Origin of the sequence: Bradyrhizobium sp. ISRA464 (assembly GCF_029910095.1) — a bacterium.
Taxonomy (GTDB): Bacteria; Pseudomonadota; Alphaproteobacteria; order Rhizobiales; family Xanthobacteraceae; genus Bradyrhizobium.
In genome coordinates this window covers 5,001,634-5,016,792 of record NZ_CP094526.1, presented here as the reverse complement: position 1 = coordinate 5,016,792, position 15,159 = coordinate 5,001,634, and the positions used below count along the sequence as shown (strand labels likewise).

Genomic DNA, 15,159 nt, shown 5'->3' with positions numbered 1-15,159 from the left:
CCTCGCTACGAAGGCATGCATGACCCCTGGTCGGGTCGTGGCAAGAAAAGGCTGAGCGTAAGGACGGTCAGAACGTCGCCGCTCGCGTGAACACAAGCACAAAGGGCAGGATTCAAAATGAAGCGAAGAGATTTCATCAAGGTTACGGGTTTGGGTGTCGCGGGCGCGGCGACGATCGCTGCGCCGGCGATCGCGCAGTCGATGCCGGAACTCAAATGGCGAATGCCGACGAGCTGGCCGAAATCGCTCGATACGCTGTACGGTGGTGCCGAGATCATGGCCAAGATGGTCGGCGAGGCCACCGACAACAAATTCCAGATTCAGACATTCGCTGCCGGCGAGATCGTTCCCGGACTGCAGGTGCTTGACGCCGTGCAAAACGGCACCGTCGAGATCGGACACACGGCATCGTACTACTACTTTGGCAAGGATCCGACCTTCACCTTCGGCTCGGCAGTGCCGTTCGGCCCGAACATGCGCATCAACCAGGCTTGGTACGTGCTGGGCGGCGGCAGGGACATGCTCAACGCGTTCTACAAGAAGTACAACGTCACCTCTCTGCTCGCCGGCAACACGGGCTGTCAGATGGGCGGCTGGTTCCGCAAGCCGATCGCCAGCGTCGACGACCTGAAGGGGCTCAAATTCCGCATCGGTGGCTTTGCCGGACGTGTGATGCAGAAGTTGGGTGCGGTGCCGCAGCAGATCGCGGGCGGCGACATCTATCCCGCGCTCGAGAAGGGCACCATCGACGCGGCTGAATGGGTCGGTCCCTACGACGATGAGAGGCTGGGATTCGTCAAGGTCGCTCCACACTATTACTATCCGGGTTGGTGGGAAGGCGGTCCGATGCTGCTGTCGTTCGTCAACCTCGACAAGTGGAACGCACTGCCGAAGTACTATCAGTCCGTTCTCGAACAGGCCGGTCACTACGCCAACAACTGGATGATGGCGAAGTACGACCAGACAAATCCGCCAGCTCTCAAGCGGCTGCTTGCGGCGGGCGCCAAGCTGCACGCCTTCCCGGCTCCGGTGATGGAGGCTTCGTTCAAGGCGGCGAAGGAACTGCACAACGAGGTCTCCGCGAGCAACGCGGACTTCAAGAAAGTCTACGAGTCCCTCAGTAGCTTTGCCAGCAATGGCTATCAGTGGTTCCAGGTCGCCGAAGTCGGCTACGACAACTTCATGGCGCGCCACGCTTCGAGCTGACTGCGGCGGCACGCTTGTGAAGCGAAAGGCTCCGGGGCGAAGGTCCCGGGGCTTTTTCTCGCCGCCGCTACGTCTTCGACGCGACGCGGCTCTCGAACACGCAAGTCCGCCAGTCGCTGGTCGGGCAATCGCTTGGCTAGCCGCCGCCGGGCGCCATGAACAGCGCCCCGGTGTCGCCACCGCCTGCACGCGGGTGATTGCGGCGTTGAAATAGACCTGCTGCGCGTTCAGCAGGTTGATGCCTGCCTGATGCGCCGGGGTTGGAGAGGCCGCACAAGAACCCGAAACCTAACCGGAGCGCGGGCAGGGGCACTGGTCTCGGCGAGGCCAGGAACCTGTTATCAGGACCGGGTTACGCCAGCCTTATATCGCTTTGCACAACGACGTCGGCAACCAACGAATTTCCGTTGCAGGGCAAGCGCCCTTATCTATTTTTGTATGCGCCGTCCGAGCCGCTCAGAGAAGCATAGCGTGTGGAGCGCGTGTGATGCGGTCCGCTGAAATGCGCGTCGTTTGCACGGTGCGGTTGCCTGCGAGGCGGTCCGTCCGGGCTCGTCCGGGGGGCTGGCTTACCGCAATCGGGTGTGCGAACAGGGAGCTGGTATGATGACAGGATTGTTGCGGTGCGCCTTCTGATTGTCGAGGACAACATCGAACTATCGTGCCTGCTCGCCAACGGGTTGATGGCGGCGGGATACGAGGCCGACCTTGTGCACAGCGTTGCCGAGGCGCGTGATGCGCTGCGCAGCGTGACCTATGCCGCCATGATCCTCGATCTCGGCCTGCCCGACGGCGACGGCCTGTCGGTGCTGTCGGAGCTTCGCCGCAAGACCGATCCGCTGCCGGTTCTGGTGTTGACCGCGCGCGACGGACTGCAGGATCGGGTCAACGGCCTGCGCAGCGGCGCCGATGATTATCTCGCCAAGCCGTTCGCGCTTGAAGAGCTCGTCGCGCGGCTCGAAGCGATCCTGCGCCGCCCCGGCCAGTTGCTCGGCTCCTCGCTGAACCTCGCCAATCTCGCTTACGACACCGAGAGCCGCCAGGTATTCATCGATGGCGCGCCCCACGTCTTTTCCTCGCGCGAGACCTCGGTGCTCGAGATCCTGCTGCGACGGCAGGGCCGGGTGGTGCCGAAGAAGAACGTCGAGGACCACATCTTCGGGCTTGCAGGCGAGGTCGCTTCGAACGCTGTCGAGGTTTATGTGTCGCGGCTGCGCAAGCTGCTTGCCGAGCACAATGCCAGGATCACGATCCACACCATCCGCGGCGTCGGCTACCTGATGGCCGAGGAGAAATAGCGTGTTCCGCTTTACGTCGCTGACCTCGCGGATCGTGTTCTTGCACATCATCGCGGTCGCGATCGCTGCGGTTTTCCTGCCGGTCCTGCTGCTCTGGCTCCTGAATTCCGAAATCGACCAGTTGCATCGCGAGGCGATGCGCGACCAGGCCGATGTGCTCGGCGAGAAGCTTGCCGTCGGTCGGGACGGCAACGTGGCGCTCAACCTGCCGGAGAGCCTGAAGGACCTCTATTCCGAGGCCTATGGCCGCTACCGCTACGACATCTACGATGGCGACGGCCACATTCTATTTTCATCGCACAGCGGCAGCCCATCGAAGCAGACGTCGTCCGATACGATCGCGGGTGCGAGCGTGATCAGGAACGTCGGAGGGGAGACCGTCCGCATCCACGTCGCCGAGGATCTGTCGCACCGCGACGTGATCACCGACGACATCGTCGCCAATTTCTTCCGCCGGGTCGGCTGGATCACGATCCCGATCCTCCTGCTCCTGCTTGCCACCGACATCGTGATTTTCCGCCGCGCCGTGGCGCCGCTGTTGCGGGCGTCGGATGAGGCCAAGAACATCGGGCCGGCGCGAACCGGTATCCGCCTGCCGACGGAGCGGATCCCGAGCGAGATCCTGCCGCTGGTGACGGCCGTCAACCAGGCCTTCGACCGGCTTGAGGACGGCTTTCGCGTGCAACGGCAATTCACGGCAGATGCCGCGCATCAGCTTCGCACGCCGCTTGCGATCCTGAGGACCCGGATCGAGACACTCAAGGCGGGTGAGGGCACCGACGAGCTGCATGCCGACATCGAAAGCATGAGCCGGATCGTCAGTCAGTTGCTGGAGATCGCCGAACTCGACACGCTGGTGCTCGATCCCGGCGAGACCGCCGATTTGCGCGCGGTATGCGCCGAGGTGGTCGGTTCGATTGCGCCCTATGCGCTGGCCCGGCAGAAGGATATCGCGCTGCGCGGCACCGAGGAGCCGGTGCCGGTCAAGGGCAATGCCGAGATGCTGCAGCGCGCGATCTTCAACCTCGCCGAGAATGCGATCAAATACACCGCGGACCAGACCTCCGTCGATGTCGAGGTGCGCGACGATGGCTCGGTCCGGGTGCGGGATTGCGGGCCGGGCATTCCGCCGGGCGAGCAGAGCCTGATCTTCCAGCGCTTCTGGCGCGGCGATCGCCGGCGCACCGACGGCGCCGGGCTGGGGCTCTCCATCGTGCAGGGCGTGGTCGACGACCACGCGGCAACGGTCAAGGTGGAGAATCTGCCTGAGGGCGGCGCCCAGTTCACACTGAGCTTCCGGCTCGCAGACGTCGCATCCTGAACGCCTTGCGGGTCCGATTTCCCGAAATCGGGCCTGAGCAGGTCGGGCTGCGCCGATCAGCTGCGCTGATCAGTGAAGCAGCCGGTATTGAACAATGTAGGCTGCGGCGCCGCCGAAATACCCCAGGAGCGCGAGCCCGGTTATGCGGCGGACATACCAGAAGAACTCGATCTTCTCGAGGCCCATCGCGGCGACACCGGAGGCCGAGCCGATGATCAGGATCGAGCCGCCGGTCCCCGCGCAGTAGGCGATGAACTCCCACAGGAAGCTGTCGGGAGGATACTGGTTCAAGCTGTACATGCCCATCGAAGCTGCCACCAGCGGAACGTTGTCGATGACTGCGCTGAGCAGACCGAGCAGCACCACGATGACGTCCAATCGTCCGAAGGTGGCGTCGAGCCAATTGGCCAGCATTTCGAGAACATGCGTGTGCTCGAGCGCGGCCACCGCCAGCAATATCCCGATGAAGAAGACGATCGAGCTCATGTCGATCCTGGTCAGGGCGTGAACCAGCGTCAGGCGTTTCTTTTCATCCTCTTCCTTGTCGCGATGGATCAGTTCGCCGATCGTCCAGAGGACACCGAGACCAAACAGAATCCCCATGAAGGGCGGCAGATGGGTGACGGCCTTGAATGCCGGGACCATGATCAGGATGCCAAGACCGAGGTAGAAGGTCACATTGCGCTCGAACACGCTGATCGATGCGGACTGCGCCTGCCTGTCCGGCGCCACCACCATTTTTCCTCTCAGCGACGCGCTGACGACAAGCAGCGGCACGACAAGATTGATCAAAGAGGCAAGGAACACACCCTTGACGATCGCAATCGGGGTGATCTGGCCACCGATCCATAGCATCGTGGTGGTGACGTCGCCGATTGCCGACCAGGCGCCGCCCGCATTGGCCGCGATCACGATCATCGCAGCAAAGAACAGGCGATCGCTTTGGCGGTCGAGCAGCTTGCGCATCAGGGAGATCATGACGATCGTGGTCGTCAGATTGTCCAGCACGGAGCTGAGAAAGAACGTCACGAAGCCCACGAGCCACATCAGGGTGACCTGCTTCCTCGTGTTGATCAGCGACGTGATGACCTCGAAGCCATTGTGGGCGTCGATGACTTCGACGATCGTCATGGCGCCGATCAGGAAGAACACGATCTGGGCAGTGGAGGAGACCGACTCGCTGAGTTGCCTATCGATTAGCGCAGGATCGCCGCTCCAGATCGCGTAGACCGTCCACGTCAGTCCTGCGCCGAGCAACGCCGAGGCCGACTTGTTGATCCCGATCGGATGTTCGAGCGCGATCGCGGCATAGGCGATCACGAAAATTGCGACGATTGCGGCGGCCAGCATCGAGATCCCCTGGACTTGCGGGTGGCCCGGCCGGCTTCAGGAGCCGGCCGGCGTCGACCGCTCAGTTCTTCGGCTGTCCAAAGTCCAGCGGCGGCAGGTCGATCTGCGGCACCTCGATCTTGACCGAGTTGGGATCGATAGTTGATGCGGCGCCTTTGTAGTGCATGACCATCGCGGGGAACAGAATGACGAGCCCGACCATGATGATCTGGATCACGACAAACGGCACCGCGCCCCAGTAGATCTGCCCTGTGGTGACCGGTTGCATGCGCTTGCCGGTCACGCGGTCGAGATACGAATCCTTGGGCGCCACCGAGCGCAGGTAGAACAGCGCGAAGCCGAACGGCGGATGCATGAAAGAGGTCTGCATGTTGACGCCGAGGATCACGCCGAACCAAATCAGGTCGATGCCGAGCTTCTCCGCGGCCGGTCCGAGCAATGGGATAACGATGAAGGCGAGCTCGAAGAAATCGAGGAAGAAGGCGAGCACGAACACGAAGAAGTTGACGAAGATCAGAAAGCCGACTTGCCCGCCGGGCAGGGAGGTCAAGAGATGCTCGACCCAGACATGGCCGCTGACGCCATAGAAGGTGAGCGAGAAGACGCGCGCGCCGACCAGGATGAAGACGACGAAGGCGGAGAGTTTCGCGGTCGATTCCGTGGCCTGACGGATCAGATTCCAGCTTAGCCGGCGCTTGAACGCGCCGAGGATCAAGGCTCCCGCGGCCCCCATCGCGCCACCCTCGGTCGGAGTCGCAACGCCGATGAAGATGGTGCCGAGCACCAGGAAGATCAGGAAGAGCGGCGGCACCATCACGAAGGTGGTCTGCTGCGCCATCGCGGAAAGGAAGCGGAAGCCGGTAAGCTTGTCGACGACCCAGTTCACCACCGCGACGAAGAACGCGAACAGGATGCCGAAGAACATGCTGAGCACGACGAAATCGGCGCCGTGCGCTTCCGAATTTCGCATCATGAACCAACCGAACACGCAGCTCGCCAGGAACAAGACGCCGAGCGACCACAGTCCGCGGCTGCCGTCCTTCTCGCGAAAGCCGATGGCCTCGGCAGGCAGGCCAGGAGTCGCCTTTGGAAAGATCAGCGTGACGAGGAAGGCGTAGCCGGCATAGAGGCCAGCCAGCACCAGTCCTGGAATGAACGCTCCCTCGTACATGTCGCCGACCGACTTGCCGAGCTGGTCGGCCATCACGATCAGCACCAGCGACGGCGGGATGATTTGCGCCAGCGTGCCGGATGCCGCGATGACGCCGGTCGCTACGCGGCGGTCGTAGCCATAGCGGAGCATGATCGGGAGCGAGATCAGGCCCATCGAGATCACGGAGGCCGCAACCACGCCGGTGGTCGCGGCAAGCAGCGCGCCGACGAACACGACCGCATAGGCAAGGCCGCCGCGAATGGTTCCGAACAACTGCCCGATCGTGTCGAGCAGATCCTCCGCCATCCCGGATCGCTCCAGCACAAGGCCCATGAATGTGAAGAATGGAATGGCAAGCAGCGTGTCGTTGTTCATCACGCCGTACACGCGTTCCGGCAGCGCCTGCAGGAAGTCCGGCCGGAATTCCCCGAGCTGAATGCCGACGACGGCATAGATCAGGCCGACCGCGCCGAGCGAAAAGGCCGCGGGATAGCCAAGCAGAAGCATGACCACCAGCGACGCGAACATAATCGGCGCCATATTCTCGATAAGAAACGCAGTCATCCAGTGTCCCCCCTGCGATCGCGACCGACGATCAGCGCTTTTCGATCGCCTCGACGAGGTGTTCGACTTCGGCTTCGATAGCCGTCACCTGGGATGCGTGCGGATCGGGAATGAGCCCGCGCATCACTGCAATACGCTTGATCAATTCGGAAATGCCCTGAACGAACAGGAATGAGAAGGCGATGATGATCAGCGACTTGGCAGGCCATTGCGGCAGTCCGCCGGCGTTGCCCGACTGCTCGTTGATTTCATAGGAGCGCCAGAAGAACGGGCCGCCGGTGATGATCATGACGACACACAGCGGCAGCAGAAAGAACACATGCCCGACCACGTCGATTGCGTCACGCACGCGCTTCGGCAGAAGGTTGTTCACGATGTCGATCCGGATGTGCTCGTTGTCAAGCAGGGTCCACGGCGAGCACAGCAGGAAGACGATGCTGAACAGCACCCACTGCAGCTCGAGCCAGGAATTTGAGGACATGTCCAGGGTCTTGCGGACGATCGCATTGATTGCCGAGATGATGACCGCGACGAGAATCAGCCATGATAGGCGTTTGCCGATCAAGCGCGTGAACGCGTCGATTCCACTGCTCAATTTCAAGAGCGATTGCAACGTCAGTCCTCCCCAAGTGGGCCCCAGCAGTCTTGACCGCGCCCGGGAGGCGCAGTGGCCTATCCAGCCGAGCTAGCCTGAAGCCGGCGCACCAAACCAGCGGGAAGTGCCGCCGTCAATCGGAAGTTTGTTGATATTGAAAGGGATTTCGGCCGGATCTGCGGCCGGGCGCCGGTAACCCTACCCGCCGGTCACGCTCATATGGCGGCTGACGCTCGGGCGGTTGTGGCGGCGGTCGATGATGAAATCGTGCCCTTTCGGCTTTAGTCCGATGGCGCGGTCGATCGCAGCCGAGAGCAGGTCGTTGTCGGGCGAGGCGCGCAGCGGCCGGCGCAGGTCGGAGGCATCCTCGTGGCCGAGGCAGGTGTGCAGCGTGCCGGTGCAGGTGATCCGCACCCGGTTGCAGGATTCGCAGAAATTATGGGTCATCGGCGTGATGAAGCCGAGCTTGCCGCCGGTCTCGGCGACGCGGACGTAGCGCGCCGGGCCGCCGGTGTTGTCGTCGAGATCGGTCAGCGTGTAGTGCGTCTCGAGCCTGGCGCGCAGCAGCGACAGCGGCACATACTGATCGATGCGGCCTGCGCCGATGTCGCCCATCGGCATCACCTCGATCAGGGTCAGGCCCATCCCCTTGCTGTGCGCCCATTCCATCAGGGCGGGGATCTCGTCCTCGTTCACATTCTTCAGCGCGACCGCGTTGATCTTGACCGCGAGCCCTGCTGATCGTGCGGCCTCGATGCCGGCGAGCACCTTGTCGATGTCGCCCCAGCGGGTAATGGCGCGGAACTTCGCCGCATCCAGCGTGTCGAGCGAGACGTTGACGCGACGGACGCCGCAATCGGCGAGTTCCCTGGCGAAGCGCGCGAGCTGCGAGCCGTTGGTGGTCAGCGTCAGCTCGTCGAGCGCGCCGGTTGACAGGTGGCGCGACAGCGAGCGCACCAGGCTCATCACGTTGCGGCGAACCAGCGGCTCGCCGCCGGTGAGGCGGATCTTGCGCACGCCCTTGGCGACAAAGGCCGAGCACAGCCGATCGAGCTCTTCCAGCGTCAAGAGATCGGCCTTCGGCAGGAAGGTCATGTCCTCGGACATGCAGTAGAAGCAGCGCAGGTCGCAGCGGTCGGTGACGGAAACGCGCAAGTAGCGGATCGTCCGGCCGAACGGATCGGTCATCGGACGGGTCAGCGTGTCAGAAAGCGGCTGCGTGGATCCGTTCATTCAATTCAGGCCCTGCACCTTGTTCCCCGCACGAGAGCCCCGGCGGGTCCCGTCTCTCGCAATCTATGCATGTTGGCGCGCCGTCACAATGCGTCCCTAGGGATGATCCGCAACATGCAAAAATAGCTCGCGCACGATAGGTGAGGGACATCGTTCGATGCCGGATCTCGATCGCAGCACCGCCAACGCAAAAAGCCCGGCTCTGTTGTCAGAGCCGGGCTTTTGTGCAGTGCAGTCCTGCCTCATTGTGTCGGCGCAGCCGCTGGCGGAGGCGCGGCGGATGCGGGTGGCGGAGCCGCGTTCGGCTCGGGGAATGGCGAGTTGCCGGCGGCGGCCGGCGCTGCTGCGGCCGGCTTCGGCTTCTTCCGCTTCGGATGCATCTTGCGTGCGGCGCGCGGCGGCGGGCCGGCCGGCTTCAGCTCCGCGAACACCGGGCTCGGATCGAGGGTGGTCGTGGCCGGCGTGGTGAAGTCACCGGGCGTGCGGGTCACTGTCACCGGCACCGTCTCCGGCTGGTACTTCGGCAGGTTGAACGTGACGGAGAAATTCGCTTCCGGCGCCGGAACCGACACCGAGCACGGCGTCTTGCAGCCCGGTCCGAGCGAGGTCACGGCATCCGCGCCCTGTGGCACAGAATCCAGCTGGACCTGCATCGGCGGCGGTGCCGACTTGAACGAATCCAATGAAAAGGAGGAGCAGCCAGCCAGGCTCAACCCGGCGACCGCAATCGCGATGACACGACGCATGATGATCCACACTCTACTGCGGCTATCAGCCACAATCCCCGGCCCGGACCATACGGGCGTCGGAACAGGGGCGCAACAGCGCGGGCCCTGTTCATTAAGGGATGGTTAACAAAAAATACGCATGCCTAAGCATTTCCAAGCAATATCAATTGCTTGTGGAAATCTTATGCTGTCAACAGGCTGGCGACGGCGTCCGGAAGGTCGCGCATATGGCCGATCAGCCGGTCCGGCTTGAGCTCCGCCATGGGGACATCCGTGTAGCCAAACTCGACTCCGATGACCGGAACCTGGGCCCGCCGCGCCACCCCGACATCTGTCCCGGCGTCGCCGACCATGATCGCGCCCGGGAGCCGGCCGCCGGCGCGGGCGACGGTCTCGCGCAGGAACGCGGGATCCGGTTTTGCGACACCGAACGTGTCGGCGCCACAGATCGCGGCGAATCGCGGGCTCAGGCCGAGCCGGTCGAGCAGGAGCTTCGACAGCCATTCGAGCTTGTTGGTGCAAACCGCGAAGCGGTGGCCCTGCGCTTCGAGCCTGTCGAGCGCGGCTTCGAGCCCGTCGAACGGCCGCGAGCCGTCGGCGATATGCTCGGCGTAATAGTCGACGAAGTCCTTTGTCAGGCGGTTGAGCTCAGCCACGCTGACCGCGCGTCCCTCCACCTCCAGCCCGCGTTCGATCAGCTTGCGCGCGCCGGCGCCGATCATGTTGCGCGCGGAAGCGAGCGGCACCGGCGGCAGGCCCTCACGGTCGAGCACATAATTGAGTGCACCGATCAGGTCGGGTGCGGTCTCGACCAGCGTGCCGTCGAGATCGAAGACGATGATGGGGGGAGATGAGGCGGGCATGATGCATTTCGCTATCGGGCAGCGCGCCGCGATGCAAGGGTAGATAGAAGACTAGATGCTGGGGTGTCGCAAAAAGGGAGGCTGTGATGCGGGAACTCGCCGGAAAGACTGCCTTTGTCACCGGCGCGGCCAGCGGCATCGGATTGGCGATGGTGACCGCCTTTGCCGGCGAGGGCATGAAGGTGATGCTCGCCGACATCGAATCGGCGCCGCTGGAGCGGGCCGTCGAGGCGTTGCGCGGCTCCGGAACGGAGGCCCGCGGCGTCGTCTGCGACGTCGCCGATCCCGCCAGCATGGATGCCGCTGCGGACGCTGCATTCCATGCCTTCGGCAATGTCCATATTCTCTGCAACAATGCCGGCGTCGCGGCCGGCGGCGGCATCGATCAGATCTCGATCGAGAGCTGGCGCTGGGTGATCGACGTCAACCTGATGGGCGTTGTGCACGGCATCAAGAGCTTCCTGCCGCATATCCGCCGGCACGGCGAGGGCGGCCACATCGTCAACACCGCCTCGATGGGCGGGATGAATGCCGGCCTCGGCTTCAGTCCCTATTCGGCGAGCAAGTTCGCCGTCGTCAGCATGTCGGAGGGACTTGCCTGGCAGCTCGCGCCGCTCGGCATCGGGGTCAGCGTGCTCTGCCCGAGCTATGTGCGCACCCGGATCGGCGAGAGCGGGCGCAACCGCCCTGAACGCTACGGGCCGACCCCCGAGCTCGATCCTGCGGGGCCGTCGGCCGCCATGGTCGCGGAGATCGCGCGGCAGCTGGAGGCCGGGCTCGATCCTGCGGTCGTGGCCGCCCGAGTCCTTTCCGCAATCCGCGAGGAACAGCTCTATATTTTCACCCATCCCGGCATGCGGGCCGAGGTCGAGGACCGTTTTGCGGCGATTTTGGCCGCAATCGATGCGTTTTCCGACTGAAAACCCGTCTCGGGATAGGTTTGACGGACCGTTGATGGTGCTATTCCTGTCCGCAAAACGACGCTAGATATGCGCCCGCCGGGCGGGCGGATGGGACGCCCCCGGCAAGGCGCAGAACACAGGGGCTCGATCGGCACGTGGATATGGACGCACTGAAACGCCAGGCGGCGGCGCGCGCGCTCGAAGAGGTGCGCGACGGCATGAAGCTCGGGCTCGGCACGGGCTCCACAGCCAAGCATTTCGTCGAGCTGCTCGGCGAGAAGGTCCGCTCTGGCATGAAGGTGATCGGTGTGCCGACCTCGGAAGTCACCCGCGCGGATGCGATCCGCTGCGGCGTTCCGCTGACCACGCTGGACGAGATCGACCATCTCGACCTCACCGTCGACGGCGCCGACGAGATCGATCCCGCGCTCAACCTGATCAAGGGCGGCGGCGGCGCGCTGTTGCGCGAGAAGATCGTTGCGGCCGCCAGTGATCGCATGATCGTGATCGCCGATGACACCAAGTGGGTCGACGTGCTCGGCCGCTTTCCCTTGCCGGTCGAAGTCATTCCGTTCGGGCTCGCCGCGACCAGGGCCGCGATGGCGCGCGCCTTCGCGCAAGCCGGTGTCTCAGGCGAAATGGTCATCCGCAAAGGCAAGGACGGTCACGTTTTTGTCACCGATGGCGGCCACTGGATCGTCGACGCCCATCTCGGCCGGATCGGCGATCCGCCGCGCCTGGCCGGTTTGCTCAGCGTGATTCCGGGCGTGGTCGAGCATGGCCTGTTCATCGGGCTGGCGAGCGGCGCCGTTCTGGCCGGCGCGCAGGGAATTCGGGTTGTTGAACGGCGATGACGCCGCAAGCAAGGAGACTTGGAATGAAGCGTTTCTCGGGACTTTTGTCGGCTGCCACCCTTGCGGTCGGATTGGCGCTGGCTTCCGCGCCGGCCATGGCGCAGCAGCAGCCCGCACCGCCAAAGGTCAAGCAGTCGTCTCCCGCGGCGATCGCCTATGCCAAGGAGATCCTGGCGCTGAAGAACGTGGGCACCATGTATGCCGGCGCCGTGCCGGGCATCGTCGAGAAGACCAAGACCGGCCTGCTGCAGCAGTATCTCAACTACCAGAAGGACCTCGACGAGGTCGCGGTCATCGTCGCCAAGAACCTGGCCGGCCGCGAGAAGGAGATCGGCGAGGGCATGGCGCAGATCTACGCCAGCGAGTTCACCGAGCAGGAGCTGAAGGACCTCGTGGCGTTCTACAAGTCGCCGCTCGGCCATAAGCTTTTGACCTCCGAGCCCAAGGCAATCACGGACTCGCTGACCTATATGCAGCAGTGGGCGCAGCAGTTTGGTGTCATCGTCGCGGGCCAGTTCAAGGCCGAGATGAAGAAGCGCGGCAAGGACATCTGATCGCGCTGTGCCAGGGCTGGTGAGGGGCGCGGAACGCGCGTCTCGAACCATGAGGCCACCTCCGTGGCCTACATCCTTCGAGACGCCCGCTTCGCGGGCTCCTCAGGATGAGGAGAGCGAGTTGTGCGAGCCGATTTCCGGCGGAATTGCTGAAACCGAGATTTGACCATGGCTGATTTCGACGTCGACCTGTTTGTCATCGGTGGTGGTTCGGGCGGAGTTCGCGCCGCCCGCATCGCGGCCGGCTATGGCGCCAGGGTGATGGTCGCCGAAGAGTACCGGATGGGCGGCACCTGCGTGATCCGCGGGTGCGTGCCGAAGAAGCTCTTCGTGATCGGCAGCCACGTCCACGACGAGATCGAGGACGCAGCCGGCTTCGGGTGGAGCATCGGACAGGTCTCGTTCGACTGGGCGACGCTCGTCGCCAACAAGGACAAGGAGATCGCCCGCCTCGAGCGCGCCTATACCACCAATGTCGAGAAGTCCGGCGCCCGTGTGGTGAAGACCCGCGCGGTGCTGGAAGACGCCCACACTATCAGGCTTGCCACCGGCGAGACGGTCACGGCGAAGTACGTCCTGATCGCGACCGGCGGTGCGCCCAATCACGGTTCGGCCATTCCCGGCATCGAGCACGTGATCTCCTCCAACGAGGCGTTTCGCCTGAAGGAGTTGCCGAAGCGCATCGTGATCCAGGGCGGCGGCTACATCGCGCTGGAATTCGCCGGCATCTTCGCCGGCTACGGCTCCGACGTCACCGTGATCTACCGCGGCGACAACATCCTGCGCGGCTTCGACGAGGACGTGCGCAAGCATGTTCGTGCCGAGATGGAGAAGCGCGGCATCACCATCATCACCGGCTGCACGGTGACGAAGGTCGACAAGCACGGCGAGGGGTTCACCACGCATCTCTCCAGTGGCTCCAGCATCGCCTCCGACCAGGTGATGTTCGCTATCGGCCGCCATCCCAACGTCGCCAATCTCGGCCTCGAGACGGCCCGCGTCGCCATCAACCCGGCCAATGGCGGCATCCAGGTCGACGGCTGGTCGAAGACCTCGGTGGACAACATCTACGCGATCGGCGACGTCACCCACCGCACCAACCTGACGCCGGTCGCGATCCGCGAGGGCCACGCCTTCGCCGACACCGTGTTCGGCAAGCGGCACGTCGCGGTCGATCACGCGACGATCCCGACCGCGGTGTTCTCGCAGCCCGAAGTCGGTACCGTCGGCCTCACCGAAGCAGAGGCGCGGGCGCAGTTCAGCCACGTCGACATCTACAAGACCGATTTCCGCCCGATCAAGGCGACGATGTCCGGCCGCGACACCCGCGTGCTGATGAAGCTCGTGGTCGACGGCACCAGCGACCGCGTGCTCGGCTGCCACATCGTCGGCGATGGTGCCGCCGAAATCACGCAAGCCGTCGCGATCGCCGTGAAGATGAAGGCGACCAAGGCCGATTTCGACGCCACCATCGCGCTGCATCCGACCGCCGCCGAAGAGCTGGTGACGATGCGTAGCCCGACGGCGCGCCACGTCCGGCAGGCGGCGGAATAGGCGCTCCCTCGCGATCGCGAAAATCCGAAATCGTGTGCGGCCGGGGCGGCCCAATGACGTCCGGCCGCGGGAGCTATCCCAACAACTTCGGCCAAGTCGATTGGCGCGCCCCTCCCGTTGTCCTATGATGGCGGCGGTGCAGCCTCGATGCGGCACTCGTTGTGCGCAAAGGGTGTGCTGCCCGGCGACACGGAGAGGGACTCATGGCCGCGCTGGTTTATGGAGTGCTTTCTTACATCCTGTTTCTGTTAACTTTCTTGTATGCGATCGGCTTCGTCGGGAACATCGTCGTTCCCAAATCGATCGATCATGGTGGCGCAGCAGCCTCGACCACGGAAGCGTTTATCGTCGATGTCGTGCTGCTCGGTCTGTTCGCGGTACAGCACAGCGTCATGGCCCGGCAGGGCTTCAAGCGCTGGTGGACGGGATTTGTGCCTGTTTACGTCGAGGCAGCACATACGTGCTGTTCGCCACGCTCATCCTGATCCTGTTGTTCTGGCAATGGCGTCCGCTGACCTCCGAGGTCTGGTCCGTCAGCGCCCCGGCAGGCGTTGCGATCCTCCAGGCCATCTTCTGGATCGGGTGGGGTGTCGTGTTGCTCGGCACGTTCCTCATCAATCATTTTGATCCGTTCGGGCTTCAGCAGGTTTACGCCCATTCGCAAGGACAAGTGGCGGAGCCGCCGAGCTTCAGGACGCCGTTGTTCTACAAGTTCGTTCGCCATCCGATCTATCTGGGCTTTGTACTGGCCTTCTGGTCCACTCCGACGATGACGGTCGGGCATCTTCTGTTTGCAATCGCGACGACCGGCTACATCCTCATCGGCATCTTGCTGGAGGAGCGCGATCTCGTGAAATTCCACGGCGAGGCCTATGTCCAGTATCAGCGGCGGGTCTCGATGATCATCCCGATGCCGCCGAAAGGGACCTGAGATCAGGCGGCGCCTGCATGCCCGCCGGACCGACGCAGGCACGGCACGCTTTG

The 15,159-nt window shown here is 63.7% G+C and carries 15 protein-coding genes; 9 read left to right on the top strand and 6 right to left on the bottom strand.

Annotation, left to right across the window (positions count from 1 at the left end; translation table 11 throughout):
- Positions 1 to 117 precede the first annotated feature (117 nt).
- From dctP to MTX19_RS23675, 3 genes are all read left to right on the top strand, one after another.
- The gene (dctP, locus tag MTX19_RS23685) at positions 118 to 1,206 is read left to right on the top strand and encodes a TRAP transporter substrate-binding protein DctP (protein ID WP_280979539.1); all 1,089 of its coding nucleotides are present in this window, start codon (positions 118 to 120) and stop codon (positions 1,204 to 1,206) included.
- A 623-nt stretch (positions 1,207 to 1,829) separates the two neighbouring features.
- Entirely contained in the window at positions 1,830 to 2,504 is a 675-nt protein-coding gene (locus tag MTX19_RS23680; RefSeq protein ID WP_280985489.1) for a response regulator transcription factor, read from the top strand.
- Position 2,505: 1 nt separating this feature from the next.
- Positions 2,506 to 3,825 (top strand): ATP-binding protein, encoded by a 1,320-nt coding sequence (locus MTX19_RS23675; protein WP_280979538.1) that lies wholly within the window; start codon positions 2,506 to 2,508, stop codon positions 3,823 to 3,825.
- A 69-nt stretch (positions 3,826 to 3,894) separates the two neighbouring features.
- Here MTX19_RS23675 and nhaD read toward each other — a convergent pair whose 3' ends face one another.
- From nhaD to MTX19_RS23645, 6 genes are all read right to left on the bottom strand, one after another.
- The gene (nhaD, locus tag MTX19_RS23670) at positions 3,895 to 5,172 is read right to left on the bottom strand and encodes a sodium:proton antiporter NhaD (protein ID WP_280984866.1); all 1,278 of its coding nucleotides are present in this window, start codon (positions 5,170 to 5,172) and stop codon (positions 3,895 to 3,897) included.
- 64 nt (positions 5,173 to 5,236) lie between these two features.
- Positions 5,237 to 6,892: a TRAP transporter large permease subunit gene (locus tag MTX19_RS23665; protein ID WP_280979537.1), complete on the bottom strand. Its 1,656-nt coding sequence runs from the start codon at positions 6,890 to 6,892 to the stop codon at positions 5,237 to 5,239.
- Positions 6,893 to 6,923: 31 nt separating this feature from the next.
- Positions 6,924 to 7,505 (bottom strand): TRAP transporter small permease subunit, encoded by a 582-nt coding sequence (locus tag MTX19_RS23660; RefSeq protein WP_280979536.1) that lies wholly within the window; start codon positions 7,503 to 7,505, stop codon positions 6,924 to 6,926.
- 180 nt (positions 7,506 to 7,685) lie between these two features.
- Positions 7,686 to 8,720 (bottom strand): GTP 3',8-cyclase MoaA, encoded by a 1,035-nt coding sequence (gene moaA / locus MTX19_RS23655; RefSeq protein WP_280979535.1) that lies wholly within the window; start codon positions 8,718 to 8,720, stop codon positions 7,686 to 7,688.
- 242 nt (positions 8,721 to 8,962) lie between these two features.
- The gene (locus MTX19_RS23650) at positions 8,963 to 9,466 is read right to left on the bottom strand and encodes a hypothetical protein (protein ID WP_280985488.1); all 504 of its coding nucleotides are present in this window, start codon (positions 9,464 to 9,466) and stop codon (positions 8,963 to 8,965) included.
- Positions 9,467 to 9,630: 164 nt separating this feature from the next.
- Positions 9,631 to 10,311 (bottom strand): HAD-IA family hydrolase, encoded by a 681-nt coding sequence (locus MTX19_RS23645; RefSeq protein WP_280979533.1) that lies wholly within the window; start codon positions 10,309 to 10,311, stop codon positions 9,631 to 9,633.
- 86 nt (positions 10,312 to 10,397) lie between these two features.
- Here MTX19_RS23645 and MTX19_RS23640 point away from each other — a divergent pair, with 86 nt between their 5' ends.
- From MTX19_RS23640 to MTX19_RS39300, 6 genes are all read left to right on the top strand, one after another.
- Positions 10,398 to 11,231: an SDR family NAD(P)-dependent oxidoreductase gene (locus MTX19_RS23640; RefSeq protein WP_280979532.1), complete on the top strand. Its 834-nt coding sequence runs from the start codon at positions 10,398 to 10,400 to the stop codon at positions 11,229 to 11,231.
- Between the two features lie 137 nt (positions 11,232 to 11,368).
- Positions 11,369 to 12,067, top strand: coding sequence for a ribose-5-phosphate isomerase RpiA (gene rpiA, locus MTX19_RS23635; protein ID WP_280979531.1), 699 nt, complete (start codon positions 11,369 to 11,371; stop codon positions 12,065 to 12,067).
- 23 nt (positions 12,068 to 12,090) lie between these two features.
- On the top strand, positions 12,091 to 12,621 hold the full coding sequence (locus tag MTX19_RS23630) for a DUF2059 domain-containing protein (protein ID WP_280979530.1): 531 nt from the start codon (positions 12,091 to 12,093) through the stop codon (positions 12,619 to 12,621).
- Between the two features lie 168 nt (positions 12,622 to 12,789).
- Positions 12,790 to 14,175 carry a glutathione-disulfide reductase gene (gene gor, locus MTX19_RS23625; RefSeq protein ID WP_280979529.1) on the top strand — a complete coding sequence of 462 codons (1,386 nt, stop codon included), beginning with the start codon at positions 12,790 to 12,792 and terminating at the stop codon, positions 14,173 to 14,175.
- Between the two features lie 203 nt (positions 14,176 to 14,378).
- Positions 14,379 to 14,660, top strand: coding sequence for a hypothetical protein (locus tag MTX19_RS39305; RefSeq protein WP_348638198.1), 282 nt, complete (start codon positions 14,379 to 14,381; stop codon positions 14,658 to 14,660).
- Entirely contained in the window at positions 14,636 to 15,106 is a 471-nt protein-coding gene (locus tag MTX19_RS39300) for a hypothetical protein (RefSeq protein ID WP_348638197.1), read from the top strand. The genes MTX19_RS39305 and MTX19_RS39300 overlap by 25 nt, the downstream gene beginning before the upstream one ends.
- The last annotated feature ends 53 nt before the right edge of the window (positions 15,107 to 15,159 follow it).

Coding starts and splice junctions, on each gene's coding strand:
- dctP (WP_280979539.1), top strand. CDS start 118: ATGAAGCGAAGAGATTTCATCAAGGTTACGGGTTTGGGTGTCGCGGGC.
- MTX19_RS23665 (WP_280979537.1), bottom strand. CDS start 6,892: ATGACTGCGTTTCTTATCGAGAATATGGCGCCGATTATGTTCGCGTCG.
- moaA (WP_280979535.1), bottom strand. CDS start 8,720: ATGAACGGATCCACGCAGCCGCTTTCTGACACGCTGACCCGTCCGATG.
- MTX19_RS23650 (WP_280985488.1), bottom strand. CDS start 9,466: ATGCGTCGTGTCATCGCGATTGCGGTCGCCGGGTTGAGCCTGGCTGGC.
- MTX19_RS23645 (WP_280979533.1), bottom strand. CDS start 10,311: ATGCCCGCCTCATCTCCCCCCATCATCGTCTTCGATCTCGACGGCACG.
- MTX19_RS23640 (WP_280979532.1), top strand. CDS start 10,398: ATGCGGGAACTCGCCGGAAAGACTGCCTTTGTCACCGGCGCGGCCAGC.
- MTX19_RS23630 (WP_280979530.1), top strand. CDS start 12,091: ATGAAGCGTTTCTCGGGACTTTTGTCGGCTGCCACCCTTGCGGTCGGA.
- gor (WP_280979529.1), top strand. CDS start 12,790: ATGGCTGATTTCGACGTCGACCTGTTTGTCATCGGTGGTGGTTCGGGC.
- MTX19_RS39305 (WP_348638198.1), top strand. CDS start 14,379: ATGGCCGCGCTGGTTTATGGAGTGCTTTCTTACATCCTGTTTCTGTTA.